General features: G+C 64.0%; 18 protein-coding genes, 5 tRNA genes and 1 pseudogene. 11 read left to right on the top strand and 13 right to left on the bottom strand.

All coding sequences use genetic code 11. The features are described from left to right. Position 1 precedes the first annotated feature (1 nt). The 4 genes from ABQZ00_RS08405 to ABQZ00_RS08390 all read left to right on the top strand — a co-directional run bounded on the left by ABQZ00_RS08405 (position 2) and on the right by ABQZ00_RS08390 (position 1,182). Positions 2-412: a c-type cytochrome gene (locus tag ABQZ00_RS08405; RefSeq protein WP_323537118.1), complete on the top strand. Its 411-nt coding sequence runs from the start codon at positions 2-4 to the stop codon at positions 410-412. 8 nt (positions 413-420) lie between these two features. After that, positions 421-882: a c-type cytochrome gene (locus ABQZ00_RS08400; RefSeq protein WP_055854122.1), complete on the top strand. Its 462-nt coding sequence runs from the start codon at positions 421-423 to the stop codon at positions 880-882. Between the two features lie 101 nt (positions 883-983). Further along, a tRNA-Ala gene (locus ABQZ00_RS08395) sits at positions 984-1,059 on the top strand. Between the two features lie 47 nt (positions 1,060-1,106). Then, positions 1,107-1,182 (top strand) — tRNA-Glu (locus ABQZ00_RS08390). A 278-nt stretch (positions 1,183-1,460) separates the two neighbouring features. Here the strand turns inward: ABQZ00_RS08390 and ABQZ00_RS08385 are convergent. Further along, complete coding sequence (locus tag ABQZ00_RS08385; protein WP_323537119.1) at positions 1,461-1,616, bottom strand: hypothetical protein; 156 nt, start codon at positions 1,614-1,616, stop codon at positions 1,461-1,463. Positions 1,617-1,855: 239 nt separating this feature from the next. On the opposite strand from ABQZ00_RS08385, the gene ABQZ00_RS08380 reads away from it, so the two are divergent. Beyond that, positions 1,856-1,931 (top strand) — tRNA-Ala (locus tag ABQZ00_RS08380). 47 nt (positions 1,932-1,978) lie between these two features. After that, positions 1,979-2,054: transfer RNA gene (locus tag ABQZ00_RS08375), tRNA-Glu, on the top strand. A gap of 226 nt (positions 2,055-2,280) precedes the next feature. Here ABQZ00_RS08375 and ABQZ00_RS08370 read toward each other — a convergent pair. Together ABQZ00_RS08370 and ABQZ00_RS08365 are read right to left on the bottom strand one after the other, a co-directional pair. Further along, on the bottom strand, positions 2,281-2,457 hold the full coding sequence (locus tag ABQZ00_RS08370; protein ID WP_323537120.1) for a hypothetical protein: 177 nt from the start codon (positions 2,455-2,457) through the stop codon (positions 2,281-2,283). A 331-nt stretch (positions 2,458-2,788) separates the two neighbouring features. Beyond that, a tRNA-Leu gene (locus tag ABQZ00_RS08365) sits at positions 2,789-2,875 on the bottom strand. A 139-nt stretch (positions 2,876-3,014) separates the two neighbouring features. Here ABQZ00_RS08365 and ABQZ00_RS08360 point away from each other — a divergent pair. The 3 genes and pseudogenes from ABQZ00_RS08360 to ABQZ00_RS08355 all read left to right on the top strand — a co-directional run bounded on the left by ABQZ00_RS08360 (position 3,015) and on the right by ABQZ00_RS08355 (position 7,264). Beyond that, on the top strand, positions 3,015-3,395 hold the full coding sequence (locus ABQZ00_RS08360; RefSeq protein ID WP_161963056.1) for a response regulator: 381 nt from the start codon (positions 3,015-3,017) through the stop codon (positions 3,393-3,395). 98 nt (positions 3,396-3,493) lie between these two features. Continuing rightward, positions 3,494-3,919: pseudogene (locus tag ABQZ00_RS23825) on the top strand (histidine kinase); the annotation flags it as partial. Next, positions 3,920-7,264 carry a PAS domain S-box protein gene (locus ABQZ00_RS08355; RefSeq protein ID WP_503064270.1) on the top strand — a complete coding sequence of 1,115 codons (3,345 nt, stop codon included), beginning with the start codon at positions 3,920-3,922 and terminating at the stop codon, positions 7,262-7,264. Positions 7,265-7,844: 580 nt separating this feature from the next. On the opposite strand, the gene ABQZ00_RS08350 is transcribed toward ABQZ00_RS08355, so the two are convergent. Next, positions 7,845-10,208 carry a Tex family protein gene (locus ABQZ00_RS08350; RefSeq protein WP_323537122.1) on the bottom strand — a complete coding sequence of 788 codons (2,364 nt, stop codon included), beginning with the start codon at positions 10,206-10,208 and terminating at the stop codon, positions 7,845-7,847. A 104-nt stretch (positions 10,209-10,312) separates the two neighbouring features. Continuing rightward, the gene (locus ABQZ00_RS08345) at positions 10,313-10,540 is read right to left on the bottom strand and encodes a hypothetical protein (protein ID WP_055854106.1); all 228 of its coding nucleotides are present in this window, start codon (positions 10,538-10,540) and stop codon (positions 10,313-10,315) included. A 190-nt stretch (positions 10,541-10,730) separates the two neighbouring features. Between ABQZ00_RS08345 and ABQZ00_RS08340 the strand changes: the two genes are divergently transcribed. Next, positions 10,731-11,942, top strand: a complete 1,212-nt coding sequence (locus ABQZ00_RS08340) for an NAD(P)/FAD-dependent oxidoreductase (RefSeq protein WP_323537123.1) — start codon at positions 10,731-10,733, stop codon at positions 11,940-11,942. A 174-nt stretch (positions 11,943-12,116) separates the two neighbouring features. On the opposite strand, the gene ABQZ00_RS08335 is transcribed toward ABQZ00_RS08340, so the two are convergent. From ABQZ00_RS08335 to ABQZ00_RS08315, 5 genes are all read right to left on the bottom strand, one after another. Beyond that, on the bottom strand, positions 12,117-12,572 hold the full coding sequence (locus ABQZ00_RS08335; RefSeq protein WP_193552594.1) for a hypothetical protein: 456 nt from the start codon (positions 12,570-12,572) through the stop codon (positions 12,117-12,119). A 5-nt stretch (positions 12,573-12,577) separates the two neighbouring features. Continuing rightward, a complete protein-coding gene (locus ABQZ00_RS08330; protein WP_323537124.1) occupies positions 12,578-12,775 on the bottom strand; it encodes a PspC domain-containing protein in 198 nt (65 codons plus the stop codon). 109 nt (positions 12,776-12,884) lie between these two features. Next, a complete protein-coding gene (locus tag ABQZ00_RS08325; protein WP_323537125.1) occupies positions 12,885-13,961 on the bottom strand; it encodes a class III poly(R)-hydroxyalkanoic acid synthase subunit PhaC in 1,077 nt (358 codons plus the stop codon). Further along, positions 13,958-15,163 (bottom strand): class III poly(R)-hydroxyalkanoic acid synthase subunit PhaE, encoded by a 1,206-nt coding sequence (gene phaE, locus ABQZ00_RS08320; protein WP_323537126.1) that lies wholly within the window; start codon positions 15,161-15,163, stop codon positions 13,958-13,960. Before phaE ends, ABQZ00_RS08325 begins: the two co-directional genes overlap by 4 nt. 55 nt (positions 15,164-15,218) lie before the next feature. Further along, positions 15,219-15,881, bottom strand: a complete 663-nt coding sequence (locus ABQZ00_RS08315; RefSeq protein ID WP_323537127.1) for a CDP-alcohol phosphatidyltransferase family protein — start codon at positions 15,879-15,881, stop codon at positions 15,219-15,221. 83 nt (positions 15,882-15,964) lie between these two features. Here ABQZ00_RS08315 and ABQZ00_RS08310 point away from each other — a divergent pair, with 83 nt between their 5' ends. Further along, positions 15,965-16,723 carry a 3-hydroxybutyrate dehydrogenase gene (locus tag ABQZ00_RS08310; protein ID WP_323537128.1) on the top strand — a complete coding sequence of 253 codons (759 nt, stop codon included), beginning with the start codon at positions 15,965-15,967 and terminating at the stop codon, positions 16,721-16,723. 233 nt (positions 16,724-16,956) lie between these two features. On the opposite strand, the gene ABQZ00_RS08305 is transcribed toward ABQZ00_RS08310, so the two are convergent. From ABQZ00_RS08305 to ppsR, 3 genes are all read right to left on the bottom strand, one after another. Continuing rightward, positions 16,957-17,445 carry an NUDIX hydrolase gene (locus ABQZ00_RS08305; protein ID WP_115513102.1) on the bottom strand — a complete coding sequence of 163 codons (489 nt, stop codon included), beginning with the start codon at positions 17,443-17,445 and terminating at the stop codon, positions 16,957-16,959. A 216-nt stretch (positions 17,446-17,661) separates the two neighbouring features. Further along, positions 17,662-18,171: a DUF1249 domain-containing protein gene (locus tag ABQZ00_RS08300; protein WP_115513103.1), complete on the bottom strand. Its 510-nt coding sequence runs from the start codon at positions 18,169-18,171 to the stop codon at positions 17,662-17,664. 201 nt (positions 18,172-18,372) lie between these two features. Further along, a complete protein-coding gene (gene ppsR / locus ABQZ00_RS08295; protein WP_323537129.1) occupies positions 18,373-19,194 on the bottom strand; it encodes a posphoenolpyruvate synthetase regulatory kinase/phosphorylase PpsR in 822 nt (273 codons plus the stop codon). Positions 19,195-19,241: the final 47 nt, after the last annotated feature.

The raw sequence follows: 19,241 nt of genomic DNA, 5'->3' as shown, positions 1-19,241 counted from the left end.
CATGCGCCCGCAGCCGCTCGCCGCTTGTCTCGCTCTGGTCGTCTTCCTGCCGTTTGGGGGCGCATCAGCGACACCGTCAGTCACGCCAGCAGTACCGGCCACGCCGGCGCCTGCCGCCGCCGCACCTGCTGCCGCCGCGCCCGCAGCGCCCGCAGCGCCGACCGGCAATCCCTCCAATGGCCGCCTGCTGGCGTATACCTGCCAGGGCTGCCACGGCTTGACCGGCTACAAGAACGCCTATCCCAGTTACCGCGTGCCCAAGATCGGCGGCCAGTCCAGTCAGTATCTGACCCAGGCGCTGACCGAATACCGCCAGGGCAAGCGCAAACACCCGACCATGCAGGCGCAGGCGCAGAGTTTCTCCGAGCAGGACATCGCCGACATCTCCGCCTTCCTGTCCACCCTCAAATAAGCGCCCACATGCCGAACGCCCTGCACGCTCCGCGTCTAGCCATCGTCCTGGTCGCTGCCCTGATGATGGCGGCCTGCTCTCAATCCCAGGTCGAATCCACCGATCACTCCGCCGGCGATGCCGGCCATGCCAGCGGCGAGCACGGCTCTGGCTCCTCTGCCGGCTTGCCCACCGGTCGCGCCGAGGCTGGCGACAAACTTGCGCATACCAAAGGCAAGGCCACCGGCCAGAGCTGCGTGGATTGCCACGGTGCCGATGGCAATGCGCCGATCGACCCCAGCTATCCCAAGCTCGGCGGCCAGTACGGCGACTATCTTGCGCACGCGCTGCAGGCCTATCGCAGTGGCGACCGCCAGCACCCGCTGATGACCGCGCAAGCCACTGCATTGAGCGATCAGGACATCGCCGACCTCGCCGCATATTTCGGCGCCCGGCCGACGCAGCTGCGCGATCTGCACGGCGTCAAGTGAGTTTCAGGCAGCGCTGCCGAGCGCACGCGCTGTCTCAATCGGAATGAAAAAGCGCTTGCGCGAACATTAACGGGTCGCTATCATTTCGTTCTCAGTTTCGTGGGGCCATAGCTCAGCTGGGAGAGCGCCTGCATGGCATGCAGGAGGTCGGCGGTTCGATCCCGCCTGGCTCCACCATCTCAGACATTAGGCCGTCTGAAATGACAACTCAGGTTTTGATCTGCGTCCCCATCGTCTAGAGGCCTAGGACACCACCCTTTCACGGTGGACACCGGGGTTCGAATCCCCGTGGGGACGCCAATCATCCAAAAGCCCTGGCTCTGCCGGGGCTTTTTTTTGCCTGTTTTTTGCAGTGATGAGCGCTTGCGCCGTGTATCGGTAGCAGCCTCGCTGCCACCCTGGATGTGTCAAAAAATTCGAGCGTCGTTGCGTTGCGCACGCCTCGAATGTACGGCGACGTGCCGAGCGAGGGCTCACTGGAACCGGCCTGCGCGAGCGTGGCGCAGACGTCATGCACAAGCAGTCGCGTCGATCACGCGTCCGCATGGTCAGCGGCGACCCAAGTGCGGCATCGAGTGTCACGTGCGGTCGCGCAACGAACGCCGCGCACACCATGGACGTGGAGCATTGGTCGCTAGCGTCGACTGCGCCGTCGGATGCGAATGCTGGCGCTGGATGCTGTCTCTCATCACGATGCTGATGATTGAAGGCAGCGCGTCGATGCTGCGGTCCATGCGCTAATGCGAGACGACGTCCGCAACAATTGCCTATTCCGCAACGACGACGAACCATCCAGTCCATCGGATTGATCGCAAGGTCACTCGCAAGACGAGACGTATTGATTGGCTGCATGCACACCTTCGTGCTGATCACGCAATCCAGATCGACGCGCCGAAGCACCGGAGATCTTTTTTGCACAGACCGCTTCCCAAAGCCGTCTTCAGTCGCTATGATTGCCGGCTCGCAGCAACGCGGGGCCATAGCTCAGCTGGGAGAGCGCCTGCATGGCATGCAGGAGGTCGGCGGTTCGATCCCGCCTGGCTCCACCACTTCAGACATTAGGCCGTCTGGAATGGACAACGAGGTTTTGATACGCGTCCCCATCGTCTAGAGGCCTAGGACACCACCCTTTCACGGTGGACACCGGGGTTCGAATCCCCGTGGGGACGCCAATCATCCAAAAGCCCCGGCTCTGCCGGGGCTTTTCTTTATGCATGTTTGCAGTACTCAGCAGTGATGCCGAATACCGCCCGGTTGAAGCGAAGTATTCGCTCTCTGCAAGCGTTGGATTACCACGCAAATGCAACCCGCGTGTGGCGCGCCCGGCCATGAGGGTGCGATGTCGATCGAGCTGTCACAGACACACACGCATCGCCACACAACACCTGCATCACAAGATCAGACCTGTCCTTCGTCCAGCGCCTTGCGACCCTCGTGGGTCAGATCGATGTCGCCGTCTTCGGCTTGCGCGGCATACCCTGCACGCACCGCCCAATTTGCTTCCTCGTCGGACACCGGCTTGGTGTCGCGGATGTCGCGAAGAATGCGCAACTGCTGCGAAGCATCAAAATCCATGGTGGCTACCTGTTTGAAGGAGATCTCCACGGTACCGACCGGGCGTGATGGTTGCGTGCCTGCAACGCCAACCGAGACCGCAGTTGCGTAGGGAACAAACGCATCTTTAGCCAAGCATGGCCAAGGCGATCGCACGATGCGCGAAACCGACGACATGCAGCGCGATGACCTGCGAACAAGCGCACGACGCCTGCTGCGCGCAAACGCCCCGCGATCACGCGCATCGGACGTCGCGCTGGCGCCAATCCGTAGCACTGCCGCAGCACAACAACACATAGCAAAAAGCCCTCCGGATTGCGCCGGAAGGGCTTTCGCTGTTACCGCAACATCTTGGTGCCGAAGGTGGGACTCGAACCCACACGCTTTTAAGGGCGGCGGATTTTGAGTCCGCTGCGTCTACCGATTCCGCCACTTCGGCGTGGCCGCGCAGTATAGCGGCTTGCGAATGAAACGAACAGTGTCAGGATGCTCCTGACGAATTCAGCTGCAAGCGGCGTCGGCAACACCGTGGTCGACCAGCCTCGATATACTGGCCGACTTAAGTGAAGGAGTAAGCAATGTCGGTGCTGCGTGGAGTTCGGGTACTCGTGGTCGAAAACGATGACATGAATGCCATGCTGCTCGAGTTGCAGCTCGTCCACGCGGGTGCGGCTGTGGTCGGCCCTGTCGGCGAGGTGCAGGATGCCCTGCAGTTGATCCAGGCCGATGCGCCGGATATCGCCGTGCTGGACTATCGCCTGGGCAATGGTCAGACCAGCGAGCCGGTTGCCCGTCTGCTCTCGCAGCGCGGCATTCCCTTTGTGCTGGCCACCGGCGTTGCCAGCGGCAGCATTCCCACCGGCTTCGAACGCGGCGTCATTCTGACCAAGCCTTATCTCTCCGAAGAATTGGTCGGCGCCTTGTCGCGTGCCCGGCAGATGAGCGGTGCCAGCAGCTGATGCCATGGCTCGCCACCTGACCGGTTGTCGGCGGTTTGGTTGCCACCTGAGCGCTTGTCACTAGAATCAAGCATCCAAGATCTGCAGGTGGTTGCTGGATGGAAAGTGCCGTGTCGCCGTTTGCCGGCCTGTTGCCGGAGACGAGCGAAACTGCAGCATTGGTACTGGCGTCCACATGCGTCGCCGACCCGCTGCTCTGCGCCAGTCAGGCGCTGCGTACCGCGCTGTCGGTGTGCCTGCACGCACAACACCCGATGCTATTGGTCTGGGGCGAGCACGCATGCTGCATCTACAACGACGCCTGCATCGCGTCATTGGGCGAAAGACACCCTGCTGCGTTCGGCCAGCCGGTTGCCGAGCTGACGCGCGCCGACCTGGCTGGCGGTCTGCCGGGCGATGCGCTTACTGCAATGGATCTGTCGACCTGGTCGTGCAGTCCGATCCTGGACGCCGGCAGGCAGGTGGGCGCGTTGTATGTAGCTACTGTGCACGCACGTGGTGCGCGCGAACAGCGTAGCGACGCCATGTCGCTTGCGGCGCCGCCCGCGCTCGACCAGTCGCCGGCCTTCATGGCCGTGCTGCGTGGGCCCGACTACATCATCGAGAGCGTCAACCAACGCTTCCACGATCTTGTCGGCGAGCGTCCCCTGCTGGGCCGTCCCTTGCTGGAGGCGATGCCGGAGATCGCCGATCAAGGCTATCTCGGCCTGCTCGACGAAGTCCGTCGTAGCGGCCAGCCGTTCATCGGCGAATCGATGACCGCCTATCTGCAGCGCACACCCGGCAGCACGCTGGACGAAACCTTCGTCGACTTTCTGTACCAGCCGATGCGCGACAGCGATGGTCGCGTCGATGCGATTCTGGTGCACGGGTTCGATGTGACTGCGCAGCGACGCATCGAGACTCGCGACAGTTTTCTGCTGATGCTCGAAGACGCCTTGCAGCATGTCTCCGACCCGAGACACGTCATCGACACCAGCGTGCGCTTGCTCGGCGAACACCTGCAGGCCAATCGCTGTGCGTTCGGACTGGCGGCCGAAGATGGCAGCATCATGCATGTGATCAGCGACCATGTGCAGGACATGCCGAGCCTGCAAGGCGACTTCCCGATGGAAGTGGCCCAAGGCCTGCGCGATGCACTGCTGGCCAACCGGCCCTGGTTCACCACCGATGCGATGGCACCGGGTGCGCCGGACTATGTGGCCGAGCAGTACCGCCACTCCGGCCTGCGCGCGTCGTTGGCGATACCGCTGCATAAACATGGCCGGCTGGTCGCGGCAATCGGCGTGCACCAACGCGCACCACGGCGCTGGTTATCGACCGAGATCGAGCTGGTGCGGCTGGTGGCAGCGCGCTGCTGGGAGTCGATGCAGCGGGCCAAGGCGCAGCAACAACTGGCCGCCAGCGAAGCACGTCTGCGCCGGCTTGCCGACACCTTGCCGCAGATCATCTTCATCGCCGGTCCCGATGGCCAGCTGCACTACTTCAATCAACGCTGGTACGAATACACCGGGCTGGATCCGGGCAACAACGAAGGCGCTGCGTGGCATCGGGCCCATACCGCCGATGGTCTGCAGCTGTCCGTGCAGGCATGGCAGGATGCATTGCTGGACGAGCGCGCTTACGAGATAGAATGCGAATTGCTGCGCCACGACGGCCAGCCGCGTTGGCATCTGGCACGCGCCCTGCCCGTCCGCGGCGACGACGGCTGCATCAGCGAGTGGATCGGCACATATACCGACATCCATGATCGCCGCACCTTCGAGCACCGCTTGCGTGAGAGCGAAATCCGTTTCCGTGCGCTGTGCGAGACGGTCCCTGCAATGATCTGGATGTCCGACGCGCAAGGCGATTGCGTGTACTGGAACCCACGCTGGTACGACTTCACCGGACAAGCCGAAGATCAGGCGCTGGATCAGGGCTGGTGGGATGTGATGCATCCGGACGATGCCGGCCGCGTGCGGTTGGCCTTCGAACAGGCGCTGGAACGGCGCGGCGAATTTTTAGCCGAGTACCGGGTGCGTCGCCACGACGGCCAGTACCGTTGGTGTATCGATAACGCCTCGCCGCATTTCGCCAGCGATGGACGTTTTCTCGGGCATATCGGCTCGCTCACCGATATCTCTGAACGCAAGCACATCGAAGATGCCACCGCGTCCGACCGCGCAATCCTGAGCCTGATCACCACCGGTGCGCCGTTGCCGGTGGTGCTGGATGCGATCGCATTGAGCGTGGAGGCGCGCGGTGAGATTGGGCTGTATTGCTCGGTGATGGTGCTGGACGAGGTGCGGCATACCTTGAGCTTCGGCTCGGCGCCGCACTTCCCGCTTGCGTATCACGGCAACTTCGAGCCGGCGCCGATCGGTCCGGATGGGCCGCCTTGTTCGCGCGCCGCACATCTTGGCCGGCAGGTCATCTGTGCCGATCTCCAGGCCGATCCAAGCTTCGGCCCTCATCATGCCGTTTCGGCGCTGCTCGGAATCGCGGCGTGTTGCGTGACGCCGATCTTGTCCAGCGACGGCCAGGTGCTGGGCACGCTCAACATCTACTACGACCGCCCGTATCTGCCCTCGCTGCGCGAACAAGCGATGGCGCGCTCTGCATCCCACCTGGCCGGTATCGTGATCGAGCGGACGCGCGTGGATGCCAAGCTCACGTTGTCGCTGCAGGCGGAAACCACTGCGCGCGGTCAGGCCGAACACGCCAGCCGGGTCAAGGACGAATTTTTGGCCACGCTCAGCCACGAATTGCGCACGCCGCTCAATGCGATCCTGGGCTGGTCGCGACTGATGCAAGCGCAGACCTTCGCGCCGGAGAATCTGGGTAAAGGCCTGGTCATCATCGAGCGCAGTGCGCGTGCGCAGACGCAGATCATCGACGACCTGCTGGATATGAGCGCGATCCTGTCCGGCAAGATTCGTCTGCAGGCCGAACATTTCGACATTGCCGGGCTGGCGCGCAGCACGCTGGAGCTGATGCAGCCGGCCGCGCTGGCGCGCGAGATCGCCCTGGAACTGGACGCGCCGGCCGGCAGCGAATTGTGGTTTTTCGGCGATGCCGGGCGCTTGCAGCAGGTGCTCACCAACCTGCTCAGCAATGCGCTCAAGTTCAGCGCGCCGGGCGGCAGCGTACGGGTGGGATTGGACGTTGAGGAAGGACGTCTGCGGCTGTGCGTGCAGGACAGCGGGATCGGCATCGCGCCGGAGTTCCTGCCCCACGTCTTCGATCGGTTTCGGCAGGCAGATGCCGGCACCACGCGGCGTGTTGGCGGGCTGGGGCTGGGCTTGTCGATCTCGCGTCAGCTGGTGGATCTGCATGGCGGCAGCCTTGGGGCCTCCAGCGCCGGCGAAGGCCAGGGTGCGGTGTTTACCATCGTGCTGCCGTTCCAGCACGGGGTCAGTGGTCTGCGCCCGTCATCGGAGGATTCGAGCCAACCTGGGCGACTTCCGGCCGATTGCAATGGGCGGCTGGACGGCGTGCGTGTGCTATTGGTCGACGACGATCAGGATTCGCGCGAAGCGGTGATGCAGTTCCTGATGCTTGCCGGCGCGCAGGTGCAGGCGGCCGGCTCGGTGGATGCAGCCGAGCACTATCTGGCTACTGCGGCGTTCGATGTGCTGGTCAGCGATATCGCGATGCCGCTGCGCGATGGCTACGATCTGATCCGCACCGTGCGCACCGGTCGCGTCGATCTGCCACGGCATATCCCGGCAATCGCGCTCACTGCCTACGTGCACGAAGAGGACCGCGATCGTGCCGTGGCGGCCGGCTTCGATGCGCATATGGGCAAGCCGGTGGAGCCGCCCGGGCTGGTCGATCTGATCGAACGCTTGGTGGTGCCGATGCGCGCGGTGCCGGGAGCGGCGTGAGATCGCCCGACAGCGGCTGATAAAAGCAATGCAGGCAAGGAGCAGGAAGAATCCCAACGCCCCGATCGCGAATGCAGAATTTCTTGCAGGCGCGCACCGTCTGACACCCCGGCACGCTTCAATTGCCGCCCGACTGCATTCCAGACTGCATCCGCACAACGGGATTGGAGTCGTCGCGTCGCTTGTGAGATGCAGTCAAAAGCTCAGGTCGTCGAGGGCGCGGTGCCCTCGCCGATTGCGGGACACGCGGTGAATCCATCCATGCAGGACCCTGTGGCGGCATCCATGCCGCCACAGGGTCCTGCAAGCGACGAGGACACCGCACCAACCTGTGAGTCGGCTGCGTTGTTGAAAACATGCACACCGACCATTTCGACTGGTCATTGCCCACCGACCATCGCGGGACCTTATGCGGCATGGATGCCGCATAAGAGCCGACAAGGACGTGCTTGCGGCGTGTCCCGCGATGGTGGGCGGGCAACAGCCGTGCTCTGTAACGTTGCAAAGCAGTCGCTCTACAACTGATCTGCAACGTTGCTACCAATCAATCAGACACAATCGCCGCGCCAGGCAGCATGACTCAGCTGCGCTTGGCGCGCGCGAACGCCGCGGCCAGTGCGTTATCGGCCGGTGGTGCAGCGGTCCGCGGCTTGCTGTTGCCGGGTGCCGGCCCACGTCCGCCGCCGTCGCGACGGCCCTGCCCCGGCCCGCCATTGCCGCGTGCATCGCGCGACTGCGCAGTGCCATCTGCCGCCGGCGGCGTGTCGGACAGGCGGCAGGTCAGTGCGATGCGCTTACGCGGCACGTCCACTTCCAGCACCTTGACCTTGACGATATCGCCGGCCTTGACCACATCGCGCGGATCCTTGACGAAGGTGTCCGACAACGCGGAGATGTGCACCAACCCATCCTGATGCACGCCGATATCGACGAAGGCGCCGAACGCGGCCACGTTGCTGACCACGCCTTCCAGCACCATGCCCGGCTTGAGGTGCTTGATGTCCTCGATGCCGTCGGCAAATTGCGCAGCCTTGAACTCCGGGCGCGGGTCGCGGCCGGGTTTTTCCATCTCTTTCAGGATGTCGCGCACGGTGGGCACACCGAACTGCGCATCGGTGAACAGCTCCGGCTTCAAGCCGCGCAGGAAACTGCCATCGCCCAGCAACGCCTTGATCGGCTTGCCGGTGTTGGCCACGATGCGCTCGACCACCGGATAGGCTTCCGGGTGCACGGCCGACACATCCAGCGGCTCGTCGCCATCGGCAATGCGCAAAAAACCGGCGCATTGTTCGAAGGTCTTGTCGCCCAGGCGCGGCACCTTGAGCAGATCCTTGCGGCGCTTGAACGGACCATTGTCGTCGCGATGGCGCACGATGTTTTCCGCGACCGTGCCGGACAGGCCCGACACGCGCGACAGCAGCGCGGCCGAGGCGGTGTTGACGTAGACGCCGACTGCGTTGACGCAGTCCTCCACGCGCGCCTCCAGTGCTTTGGCCAGGCGGTACTGATCCACGTCGTGCTGGTACTGGCCCACGCCGATTGCCTTGGGCTCGATCTTGACCAACTCGGCCAGCGGGTCCTGCAACCGCCGTGCGATCGACACCGCGCCGCGTAGCGAGACATCCAGCTCCGGAAATTCCTTGGCGGCAAACTCGGACGCCGAGTACACCGACGCCCCCGCTTCGCTGACCACGACCTTCTGCAACTTGGTCGCCCCGCACAGCGCGATCGCCTCACCGGCCAGCTTGTCGGTTTCGCGGCTGGCGGTGCCGTTGCCGATCGCGATCAACTCCACGTTGTGCTGCATGCACAATTTTTTGATCGTCTGCAGCGACTGGTCCCATTGCCGCTTGGGTTCGTGCGGGTAGATCGTCTCGGTGGCCACCAACTTACCGGTGGCATCGACCACGGCGATCTTGCAACCGGTGCGGATGCCCGGGTCCAGCCCCAGCACCACGCGCGGGCCGGCTGGCGCGGCCAGCATCAGGTCTTTGAGATTGTCGCCGAACACCGCAATCGCTTCGGCCTCGGCCTTCTCGCGGGCCTGGTTGAACAGGTCCAGCAGCAGGTGCATGTGCAACTTGGCGCGCCAGGTCAGCCGGCACGCGTCCAGCAACCAGCGGTCGGCCGGGCGGCCCTGGTTGGAAATACCGGCACTGCGCGCCACGCGGCCTTCGGCGTACTGATGCCCGGCTTCGGCATCGCTGCCTGGGTCGAGATCGAGATACAGAAATTCTTCGCGGCGCGCGCGGAACAGCGCCAGCAACCGGTGCGACGGAATTTTCACCAGCGCTTCGGCATGGTCGAAGTAATCGCGGTACTTGGCACCGGCCTCTTCCTTGCCCTCGGCGACGCGTGCGCGGATCACGCCGTTATCGTTGAGCCAGCTACGCAATTCGCCCACCAGCGCGGCATCTTCGCCCCAGCGCTCCATCAGGATGGCGCGGGCGCCTTCCAGCGCGGCCTTGATGTCGGCAACACCCTTCTCGGCGTCGATGAAGGCGGCGGCAGCCACCTCCGGCGCCTGCGTCGGGTCGGCCAGCAAGCTATCGGCCAATGGCTCCAGCCCAGCTTCGCGCGCGATCTGCGCACGCGTGCGGCGCTTGGGCTTGTAAGGCAGATACAGATCTTCCAGCCGCGACTTGGTGTCGGCAGCGGCGATCTCGTTGCGCAGTTCGTCGCTGAGTTTGCCCTGCTCGCCAATGCTGGACAGGATCGCCGCGCGGCGGTCTTCCAACTCGCGAAGATAGGTCAGGCGCGTTTCCAGGTTACGCAGCTGGGTATCGTCCAGGCCGCCAGTCACCTCTTTTCGGTAGCGGGCGATGAACGGCACGCTGGCGCCTTCGTCGAGAAGCGCGATGGCGGCGCGCGCCTGGGCTGGTTGGGCGCCGATCTCGTCGGCGATGGTGCGAGCGATCTGCTGGGCAAGCTGGCTATCGTGCATGGCGGCGCGGAATAAACCGCTTCACTGAAAAAAAAGCATTTTCGCAGTGTGGGCGCGCGACGGAAACCCGTTGACAGCGCCGCCGTAAACCTATGCCGCCGCGCTCAGCTGGCGCGGTGCGCGTAATGGGTGGCGGCGCGCTCGACCAGAATGCTTTCGTGCATGGATTCCAGGGCCATGACACGGATCTTGCCGACGTTCTTCAGCGGCACCATGCGTTCCACATAGATCTCCGGGCCGGCGTCGGTCATTGCCCGCGACTTGCTGAACCCGTAAGGCACAACGCCCTTGTCGCCATCTTTGCTGCCACCGACGTACAGGACAATCGACATACCACACCCTTTTGCTGCTGTTGTTGCGTTGGAGGCGCGAGCATAACGAGCGCGTCGTGAGGAGCTTTCCACGCACGTTAACGCCGGCTGTTTGCGGTTTGGTGACGGCCTCAAGACCTGACGCACCTCACGAGTGCTTCACCCTGCTTGGTCGTCCAATCTCGGTCCACCCGCTTTCTCACGACATCGCATGGACCTCAAAAGTGGCTACCCGTTCTGGTCGATCCGTAATGGATTGATGCGCGCCTATCCACGCCTGGAGCAAGACACCCAGGCCGAGGTCGTCATCGTGGGCGGCGGCGTGACTGCCGCGCTGATCGCGCACGAATTGCTGCGCAATGGCCATGAGGTGGTGGTGGTCGAACAACGCGAGATCGGCTGGGGCAGTACCTCCGCCAGCACTGCACTGCTGCAATACGAAATCGATACGCCAATGATCGACCTGGCCAAACAACACGGCATGCCGGCAGCCGCGCTCGCTTACGGCGCCTGTGCGCAGGCCATCGTCGACCTGCAGGACCTGTGCGACAGCCTGGGTGGCTGCGACTTCACCCGCCAGGACAGCCTCTACTACGCCAGCCGTGCGCGCGATCTGAAAGACCTGCGGCGCGAGCTCGACGCACGCCAGATCCATCAGCTACCGGTGGAATGGATCGACCGCGAGCCGCTCTGGCACGACTACGGCGTGCGCTCCGACGGCGCCATCCTCAGCCGCCTGGCCGCCAGCGTCGACCCGTATCGGCTGTGCTATCGCCTATTCGCCGAATGCGAGCAGTACGGCGGACGCATCTTCGATCGCACCACGATCGCGACCATTGTCCCGCACGATCAGCTCGTGGAATTACGTACTCGCGAAGGCGTCGTCGTGCGCGCCAAGCACGTGATCATGGCCGCAGGCTATGGCAACCAGCAGTGGCTGTCGCAGCGTGTGGCACGTAACCGCAGCAGCTATGCGTTCGTGACCGACCCGCTGCACGACAGCGAGATCGGTGCGCTCAAGCACACCATGATGTGGGAGACCGCACGCCCGTATTTGTATCTACGCAGCACACCCGATGGCCGTGTGGTGGCCGGTGGTGAGGACGACAACGTGGATATCCCGGCGCGCCGCGATGCGCGCGTGGAAAGCAAATTGAAGACGCTGCTGAAGAAGATCGGCAAGACCATGCCGGACGTACATCTGCGCCCGGTGTTTTCGTGGGGCGGCACGTTTGCCGAAACCGCCGACGGCCTGCCGTTCTTCGGCGCGCATGCCGAGCAAGGCCCGCGCGTCTTGTTTGCAATGGCCTACGGCGGCAACGGCATCACCTATAGCGCGATCGGTGCCGGGCTGCTGCGTGCGCAATTGGAAGGTAAGCCGCACCCGCTGTCGGACCTGTTCGGGTTCTCGCGACTGGATTGAGGGCGATTGCCTTCTTGCGATGCAGTCGCCGAGCAGGCGCTGCTGCCACTAGGCGCGGCTGACAAAGCATAGCGAACAGTCTTCAGGCCGGCGTGGACTGCGCCATCACAAACGGGGTGTACGCGTACACCGAGCACCGGATGCGTCAGCCCCGCAGTGAGCGCAGGAACGTGGTTAGCCGCTCCAGGTCGATGGCCACCACGGCCACCAGCCATGCCCATGCATCGCATACGCATCGGCCGCCCGCTCCAGCGGGTTGCGCACATGGATGCCGCCGCACATCAGATACACCGGCAGGAACAGCGGCCCGAGCAACATGTATTGATACACATGTGCGCGCTCGTGATCGCCCAGACGCACCGGCGGATGCTCGCAACGGCCGGCCGCGTGTGCATAGGTGCTGCATTGCAGATCCAGCGATGCGCCCTTGAGCAGGATCACATTACCCAAGGTCATCGCCCCGCCCGGCCCCCAGGGCCAGGCATGAAAGACAAACGCGAGCTCATGACGGGACCAGCGCGGGCGGGCGCCAAAACAACTGCCAATGGCGCCGATCAACAGGCCAAGCGCGGTGTTGGGCAGCGTCCACAACGCGCCAAGCGCCAACACAGCCGATGGCGCGCGCCGCAACGGCCTCAATCGGCCTGCGCGGGGATCAGCAGCCACAGGATCAGATAGACCAGGATGCCGGGAAACGCGGCCGAGGCGATCGAGACGATCACGAACAGAACGCGCAGCAAGGTGGAGCTCCATCCGAAGCGGCGCGCAATCCCGCCGACAACACCGGCGATCATGCGGTCATTGAGAGAACGGGACAGTGCAGTGGTGACCATGAAAACGCTCCTTCAAACGTAGCAAGCATTCTAAAAAGCCGGGCGACAGCAGGCCGTGATGGGCGGCGGTAGGCGGTCGCACGCAGTCTGCGTACTTGCACGCGACACATCAGGCGACGCGGTCGCGCTCCTGCAGCCAGCGATGGATCGCCACCGGCACCTCGCGCTGGGCACGTCCGGACACGTAGATCCCGATATGTCCGCCGCGAAAACTCAGCTCGCTGTAATCCTTGCTGCCCACCAGCCCACGTAAGGCGCGCGAGGCATCCGGTGGCACCAGATGATCGTGTTCGGCATAGATATTGAGCACCGGCATATCGACGTCCTGCAGATCCACCGCCTGCCCGCCGATGCTCACCTGGCCGGTGACCAGCCCATTGCGTTGGTAGAACAAGGTCACGAATTCGCGGAACGCCTCGCCCGCCAGATCCGGCGAATCGAAGATCCACTTTTCCATGCGCAAGAAGTCTTCCAGCGCCTGCTTGTCGTCGAGAATGTCGAGCAGGCCAACGTATTTCTGCAAATTAAGCCGGAACGGCTTGAGCATCAGGTAACTGGCGTTCATCAGATCCGCCGGCACGTTGCCCATGGTGTCCACGAACAGATCCACATCGACCATGCGCGCCCAGTTGGACAGCATGTTGTCGGGGGTGTGGAAATCCACCGGCGTGACCATGGTGATCAAGTTGCGCACCTTGTGCCGTTGCAGCGCGGCGTAGCACAACGAAAAGGTGCCGCCCTGGCAGATGCCGAGCACGTCCACCGCGTCCAGCCCCGATTGCGCACGCAGGTGATCCACCGCGCCATCGATGTAGCGCAGCAGATAGTCTTCGAGCGTGAGATAGCGCTCGGAGCGGTCCGGGTAGCCCCAGTCCAGCACGTAGACATCCTGGCCGTGACTCAGCAGGCCCTTGACCAGCGATCGATCGGCCTGCAGGTCCACCATGTACGGACGATTGACCAACGCATACACGATCAACAGCGGCGTCTTGGCCACCGGCGCCTGCTCGCCGACAAAGCGATACAGCACCACCTTGCCGTCGCGCCAGATTTCTTCGCGTTCGGTGACGCCGTAGTCGACGTCTTCCACACCGGGCAACAGTTTCAGGCCTTCGCGCAGCTTGCGTTGCAGCGACAGGGTTTCCTGCATCAGGTCTTCGGCACTGAATCCCAACGGCCCTTTCATGCCTTGGCTCCACGAGGGGTGCGTGCGACCGGCTTGCTGCCGGACGTCTTGCCGGACGACGGTTTCGATGCGGCTTTCGCTGTGGCGGTCTTTTTAACCGCAGGTGTTGCAGGTGCGGTCTTCTTGGGCGCAGATTTTTTGGCCGCGGTCTTTTTTACCGCACCGGTTGCCGCGGCCGGCTTGCGCGCAGCGGCGGCGTTGGGCGGCGCTGCACGTTTGGGCGGAGACGAGGTCTGCGGATCAGCGGTGGTGTCTTCGGCCGGCTTGCCAGCCGCCTTGGTGCTGGTACCGGCGGCGGTGCGCAGCATCCGGCGCACCGCGCGCTCCAGTTCTGCGATACGGCGATGCGCGGCATCCATCTCCGAACGCGTCGGCATCCCGAAACGTTCGCTGAGCTGTTCGACCTCCTCCTGCAACGCCGCGCGCAAGCGCATGTGCGCGTTGGCGAACCCGCCATACACCTCGCGAAACCGATCCGACAACGCCACATCGGCATAGGACTCTTCGGCCGCCTCGATCCACAGATCGAACAAGGCGCGCGCGCTGGTCAGCTGGCTACCGCTGCTTTCGTGCTCGCTCAGTTTGGTGGTGAAACGGGTGAAGGCCTGCTCGATCGCTGCCTTGAGTTGCTCGCCGTAGGCCTGCGATTGCGCCTGATAATCCTGTTGCGCGCGCGCCAGTTTCTGCAGGCGCGCCTGATGATTGCGGTTCAAGCCGAAGGCCGGCATGTCCAACCACGGCGCGTTTTCTTCGCGCCATTTGCCCAGCGCCTGCGCCGCCTGCTGCAGCCACGGGTCGAAGCCGCCGGGGCTGCCGCCGCGCAGCGAGCCCAGCGTCCACTGCATCAGTTGCTCGCCCTGCCCCTGCACGGCGCGGCGCCAGGCATCGGAGACTTCGTTGGCGGAAGTGTCGCGTCCGGCGAACTGACCGGCCACCTGCTGCATGGTGCCGAACCAGCCGCCAGCCTGGGTGCGGAAGCGGTCGATGGCTTCCTGCGCCTGCGGCGCGGCCTGGGTCGGCAGCAGCTGCGACCACCAGTCCACTGCCTTTCTCCAGTCCTGCGGGGCATCGCCGCCGGACGCCGGCGGTGGCTGCGCAGCGGAGCCAGACTGGCCGTGGCGCATGGCGTCTCCCCAGGCCGCCCAATACTGGCGTGCCTTGTCCTCGACGTTGCCGTTGTCCGAACCGCTGCTTGCCATCATTCCCTCCTGTGACGATCCACCGAGCCATCCTACCGCGTGTGACCAGGCGTGCCGCTCAGGGCTTGGGGATCCGCAACGTCTTGCTGATCATCAGCGAGCCGGAGACGGCAAACAGCAGCACCAGCGGGTGGAACTGCCACGGCCCCAGCTGCAACTGACCCCACCACAGGGTGTCGCCGATATGCCCGCTGCTGGCGGCGACCGCGAGCAGGATCACCAGCACCAGGCTGGTCGGAATCGGGGTGCCTTCGAAGTACGGCACCTTGTCGGCCTCGCCGGCGATCTCTTCGGCCGTCACGTTGTACCGCGCCAGCCGGCTCACGCCGCAGCAAACGAAATAGCTCAGGACCAGCCAGTCCCAGCCGCCACGCATGCCGCAGGCATAACCCAACGCCGCCGGCGCCACGCCGAACGAGATTACGTCGGCCAGCGAATCCAGCTCGCGGCCCAGGGTGGAAGACGCCTTGCGCCAACGGGCGACGTGACCGTCCAGCGCATCGAACACGAACGCCAACGGGATCAGCGCCATACCCAGCAACAGGTCCCCACTGTGTCCTTCCTGCAGGAACCGCATCGCTGCGAATACTGCCCCGGTGCCGCAGAAAGCATTGGCCAGCGTGAACCAGTCCGCAAGTTGGAAATCGCGCAGCATCGAAAAATGGCGTTTCATGCGGAACCTGATCAGAGCGAGGCGCAAAGGGTAACGCGCGCGCGCCATGCAGGCGACCGTTTGCCCGTCCTCCGCTAGGCTGGCGATCAGCGTGGCCGCTCCCGGCTGCGCACTACAGTGAAGGACACCCGATGCGCAGCATCCTGATCACCGGCGCGGGCAGCGGCATTGGCGCCGGCATCGCCACCCATCTGGCAAGCGACGGCCACCATCTCCTGGTCAGCGACATGGACGCGGCCGCCGCCGAGCACACGGCCCAGCGCGTGCGCGACGCTGGCGGCTCGGCCGAAGCACTGGTGCTGGATGTCACCGACGACGACAGCATCGCGCACGCGCTGGCCGGCGCCTCGCAGCCGCCGCAGGTGCTGGTGAACAATGCCGGCCTGCAGCAGGTCGCCGCGCTGGAAGATTTCCCGATGCAGCGCTGGGCGCTGCTGGTCGAAGTCATGCTGACCGGCGCAGCGCGACTCAGCCGTGCAGTGCTGCCGGGCATGCGCGCGGCAGGCTACGGGCGCATCGTCAATATCGGCAGCATCCACTCGCTGGTCGCCAGCCCCTACAAGAGCGCGTATGTGGCCGCCAAACATGGCCTGGTCGGCCTGGCCAAGGTGATCGCACTGGAAACTGCCGACTGCGACATCACCGTCAACACGCTGTGCCCCAGCTATGTGCGCACGCCATTGGTGGAGCGCCAGATCGCCGACCAGGCGCGCACGCGCGGCATTGCCGAAGAGGCGGTGGTCCGCGATGTGATGCTCAAGCCGATGCCCAAGGGCGCCTTCATCGAGTACGACGAGCTGGCCGGCACGGTGGCGTTCCTGATGTCGCATGCGGCACGCAACATCACCGGGCAATCCATCGCCATCGATGGTGGCTGGACCGCCCAATAATCGCACTGGCGAAATTTTGACCAACCGGCGCAAGCGCATTGCGCCGCAAGGGGCCTGCACACTTGTCCACAGAGTTGCGCAGCGTCCATCCACAGGGGATGTGGAAAAGTGTGCAGGTGATCCCGGCTTGACTGAGTGCGAAGATGGCCGACGGCACGGGTGAGCTCTGCAGGTACGACGTGGCATGCCAGCGGCACGGAGCGCGGCGCCGGCGCGACCCGCACGCCAGCCGCTCAGACCCGTGAATAGCTCCACGATTGCATGCGCCCGTCGCGATACGGCATCACCCCATGGAAGGGGCGCGGGTCGCCATCGAACACCAGCGGCAGGAAGTTGCGGTCGCCCTCCCACATCGGTACCTGATCCATCTGCGCGAGAGGCACCCATTCCAGCGTGCCCTCGGGGTTGGAGGTGTGCGGTGTGCCATCGAAGCTGCGGATCAGGAACACGAAGCCCAGCCAGTCCTCACCCTGCTTGCCGAACCCGGGCCAGCTGATGGTGCCGCGCAATTGCATGTCGCCGCATGCGACGCCGGCTTCTTCGCGAATCTCGCGGCGCATGCAGGCCAGCACGTCTTCGTCCGGCTCCACCTTGCCACCGAGCCCGTTGTACTTGCCCAGGTGTTGATCGCCGGGACGGGCATTGCGGTGGATCATCAGCACCTGCGTGCCGTCGGGCGACAACAGATAGCCAAGCGTGGCGACAATCGGGGTATAGGGCATGGCGCGCGATCTGCAACGAAGCGCATCAGTATGACCGATGACATGCGTCTAGCGTGGCGGCGAGCGGTGATTGGGCGCTATGCGGTCGTGCCTTGAACGACTCCGGTGAACGTGCGCCAAAGCATCGGCAAAGTCCACCCGCATGCCAGTCACTGGCCATTTCCGGCTAACAGTAGCGCTCGCTAACGATGCGCACGCGCCATCTGCCTACTGCACTTAACCGACAACCACCTGCGAGCTGGGCCGCGGCGGCGCAACGTAGTCGGTGTCCAGCCGCAAGGTGGCAACCCCATGGCCGCGTTCGGCCAGGTACTCCAGCCACTTGCCCAGGAAGGTGTTCATGCGCATGCGGTGACTGATCAGCTCGGCCGGCGGCGGGAACATCCCCATCACGTCCTGCCAGCGACGGCCCACATAACAATGCGTGGTCTCGGCCTGACGCGCATCGCGGTACAGACGCACATACGCAGACGGATCCGGCTCACCGGTCACCGGGTCGCACAGGTCGTAGGTCAGGCGCAGTTCGACGGTGTAGCGATGGCATTCGATCACGTCCAGCCGCAGGTTCAGCCCATCGCCGATCGACGACACATACGAGCCAGGCGCCAGATCGGCCGGCGCGAACAGCCGGGTGAGATGCTGGAAGTTTTCTGCGTACAACCCCATCAGCCAACCGAACCGGCTCAGACGGGGGATGATCTCGAGTTTGCTCAATGCTTGGGCCATGCACCGATCCTACACGCTGCGCTGCCGCACGGGCAGCATTGACGAGGGCCCAATGGCAGGCCTACCTTGGCGGAGCCCTGCCCCGCCCGCTTGATTTTTCTTGGGCTGCCAGCACGCCGTCAGCCGCGTCGCGGCAGCCCCCGGACTGTGGACGCACCGCTTGATTGCCCGATCCCGCATCCCGCCCTACCAATCCCGGCCTCAAAACATCTCGCGCTGCAGTCCCAGGGTCGACAACACCTTGCTGGAGATTTCTTCGATCGAGGTGTTGGTGGTGCTCAGCGTGGGAATGCGCTCCAACTGGAACATGCGCTCGGCGGTTGCGACTTCGCGTCGGCAGGTTTCTGCCGCGCTGTAGCGCGAGTTGGCGCGACGCTCCTGACGAATCTGCTGCAACCGTTCCGGGTCGATGGTCAGGCCGAACAACTTGTTGCGGTAATTACGCAACCGCGGCGGCAGTCGTTCGCTTTCCAGATCTTCTTCGGTCAACGGATAGTTGGCGGCGCGGATGCCGTAATGCAAGGCCAGGTAGATGCAGGTGGGCGTCTTGCCCGCGCGCGACACCGCCACCAGGATCACGTCGGCCTCGTCATAGTTGAGCGCAATGCCGTCGTCGTGACTCAGCGCGAAGTTCATCGCATTGATGCGGCGGTGATAGGTGTCGAAATCGACCATGCCGTGCGCGCGGCCCACGCGCGAGTGGCGCGGCGCGTTGAGCTCGCGCTCCAGCGGTTCGATGAAGGGCGCGAACACATCCAGCATCAAGGCACCGCTTTCGGCCAGGATCATGCTCAGCTGTGGATCGACGCATGAATTGACCACCACCGGGCGCACCTGGTAACGCTCGCCGGCAGCGCGCACCCGCATCGCGGCATCGCGCGCTTTTTCTGCATCATCAATGAACGACATGCGGTCGGTGACGAAGTTGAACCCGCTGAACTGGGTGAGCAGGCTATGCCCAATCGTTTCAGCGGTGATACCGGTTCCATCGGAGACGTAAAACACCGGCCGGATTGTTGACATCAAGACCACCTCTTTGAACTAGTGTCCAAAACTTACGGGTTCATGCT

The sequence above is a fragment of the Xanthomonas sp. WHRI 10204 genome (assembly GCF_040202875.1).
GTDB lineage: Bacteria > Pseudomonadota > Gammaproteobacteria > Xanthomonadales > Xanthomonadaceae > Xanthomonas.
Note: the sequence above shows the minus strand (reverse complement) of the source record. Positions and strands in the feature narration are given on the sequence as shown.

What these genes read in the sequence shown, in the direction of transcription:
- ABQZ00_RS08405 (WP_323537118.1), top strand. Translation starts at nt 2, where the DNA reads ATGCGCCCGCAGCCGCTCGCCGCTTGTCTCGCTCTGGTCGTCTTCCTG.
- ABQZ00_RS08400 (WP_055854122.1), top strand. Translation starts at nt 421, where the DNA reads ATGCCGAACGCCCTGCACGCTCCGCGTCTAGCCATCGTCCTGGTCGCT.
- ABQZ00_RS08385 (WP_323537119.1), bottom strand. Translation starts at nt 1,616, where the DNA reads ATGGACCGCAGCATCGACGCGCTGCCTTCAATCATCAGCATCGTGATG.
- ABQZ00_RS08370 (WP_323537120.1), bottom strand. Translation starts at nt 2,457, where the DNA reads ATGGATTTTGATGCTTCGCAGCAGTTGCGCATTCTTCGCGACATCCGC.
- ABQZ00_RS08360 (WP_161963056.1), top strand. Translation starts at nt 3,015, where the DNA reads ATGTCGGTGCTGCGTGGAGTTCGGGTACTCGTGGTCGAAAACGATGAC.
- ABQZ00_RS08355 (WP_503064270.1), top strand. Translation starts at nt 3,920, where the DNA reads ATGTCGCTTGCGGCGCCGCCCGCGCTCGACCAGTCGCCGGCCTTCATG.
- ABQZ00_RS08350 (WP_323537122.1), bottom strand. Translation starts at nt 10,208, where the DNA reads ATGCACGATAGCCAGCTTGCCCAGCAGATCGCTCGCACCATCGCCGAC.
- ABQZ00_RS08345 (WP_055854106.1), bottom strand. Translation starts at nt 10,540, where the DNA reads ATGTCGATTGTCCTGTACGTCGGTGGCAGCAAAGATGGCGACAAGGGC.
- ABQZ00_RS08340 (WP_323537123.1), top strand. Translation starts at nt 10,731, where the DNA reads ATGGACCTCAAAAGTGGCTACCCGTTCTGGTCGATCCGTAATGGATTG.
- ABQZ00_RS08330 (WP_323537124.1), bottom strand. Translation starts at nt 12,775, where the DNA reads ATGGTCACCACTGCACTGTCCCGTTCTCTCAATGACCGCATGATCGCC.
- ABQZ00_RS08325 (WP_323537125.1), bottom strand. Translation starts at nt 13,961, where the DNA reads ATGAAAGGGCCGTTGGGATTCAGTGCCGAAGACCTGATGCAGGAAACC.
- phaE (WP_323537126.1), bottom strand. Translation starts at nt 15,163, where the DNA reads ATGATGGCAAGCAGCGGTTCGGACAACGGCAACGTCGAGGACAAGGCA.
- ABQZ00_RS08315 (WP_323537127.1), bottom strand. Translation starts at nt 15,881, where the DNA reads ATGGCGCGCGCGCGTTACCCTTTGCGCCTCGCTCTGATCAGGTTCCGC.
- ABQZ00_RS08310 (WP_323537128.1), top strand. Translation starts at nt 15,965, where the DNA reads ATGCGCAGCATCCTGATCACCGGCGCGGGCAGCGGCATTGGCGCCGGC.
- ABQZ00_RS08305 (WP_115513102.1), bottom strand. Translation starts at nt 17,445, where the DNA reads ATGCCCTATACCCCGATTGTCGCCACGCTTGGCTATCTGTTGTCGCCC.
- ABQZ00_RS08300 (WP_115513103.1), bottom strand. Translation starts at nt 18,171, where the DNA reads ATGGCCCAAGCATTGAGCAAACTCGAGATCATCCCCCGTCTGAGCCGG.
- ppsR (WP_323537129.1), bottom strand. Translation starts at nt 19,194, where the DNA reads ATGTCAACAATCCGGCCGGTGTTTTACGTCTCCGATGGAACCGGTATC.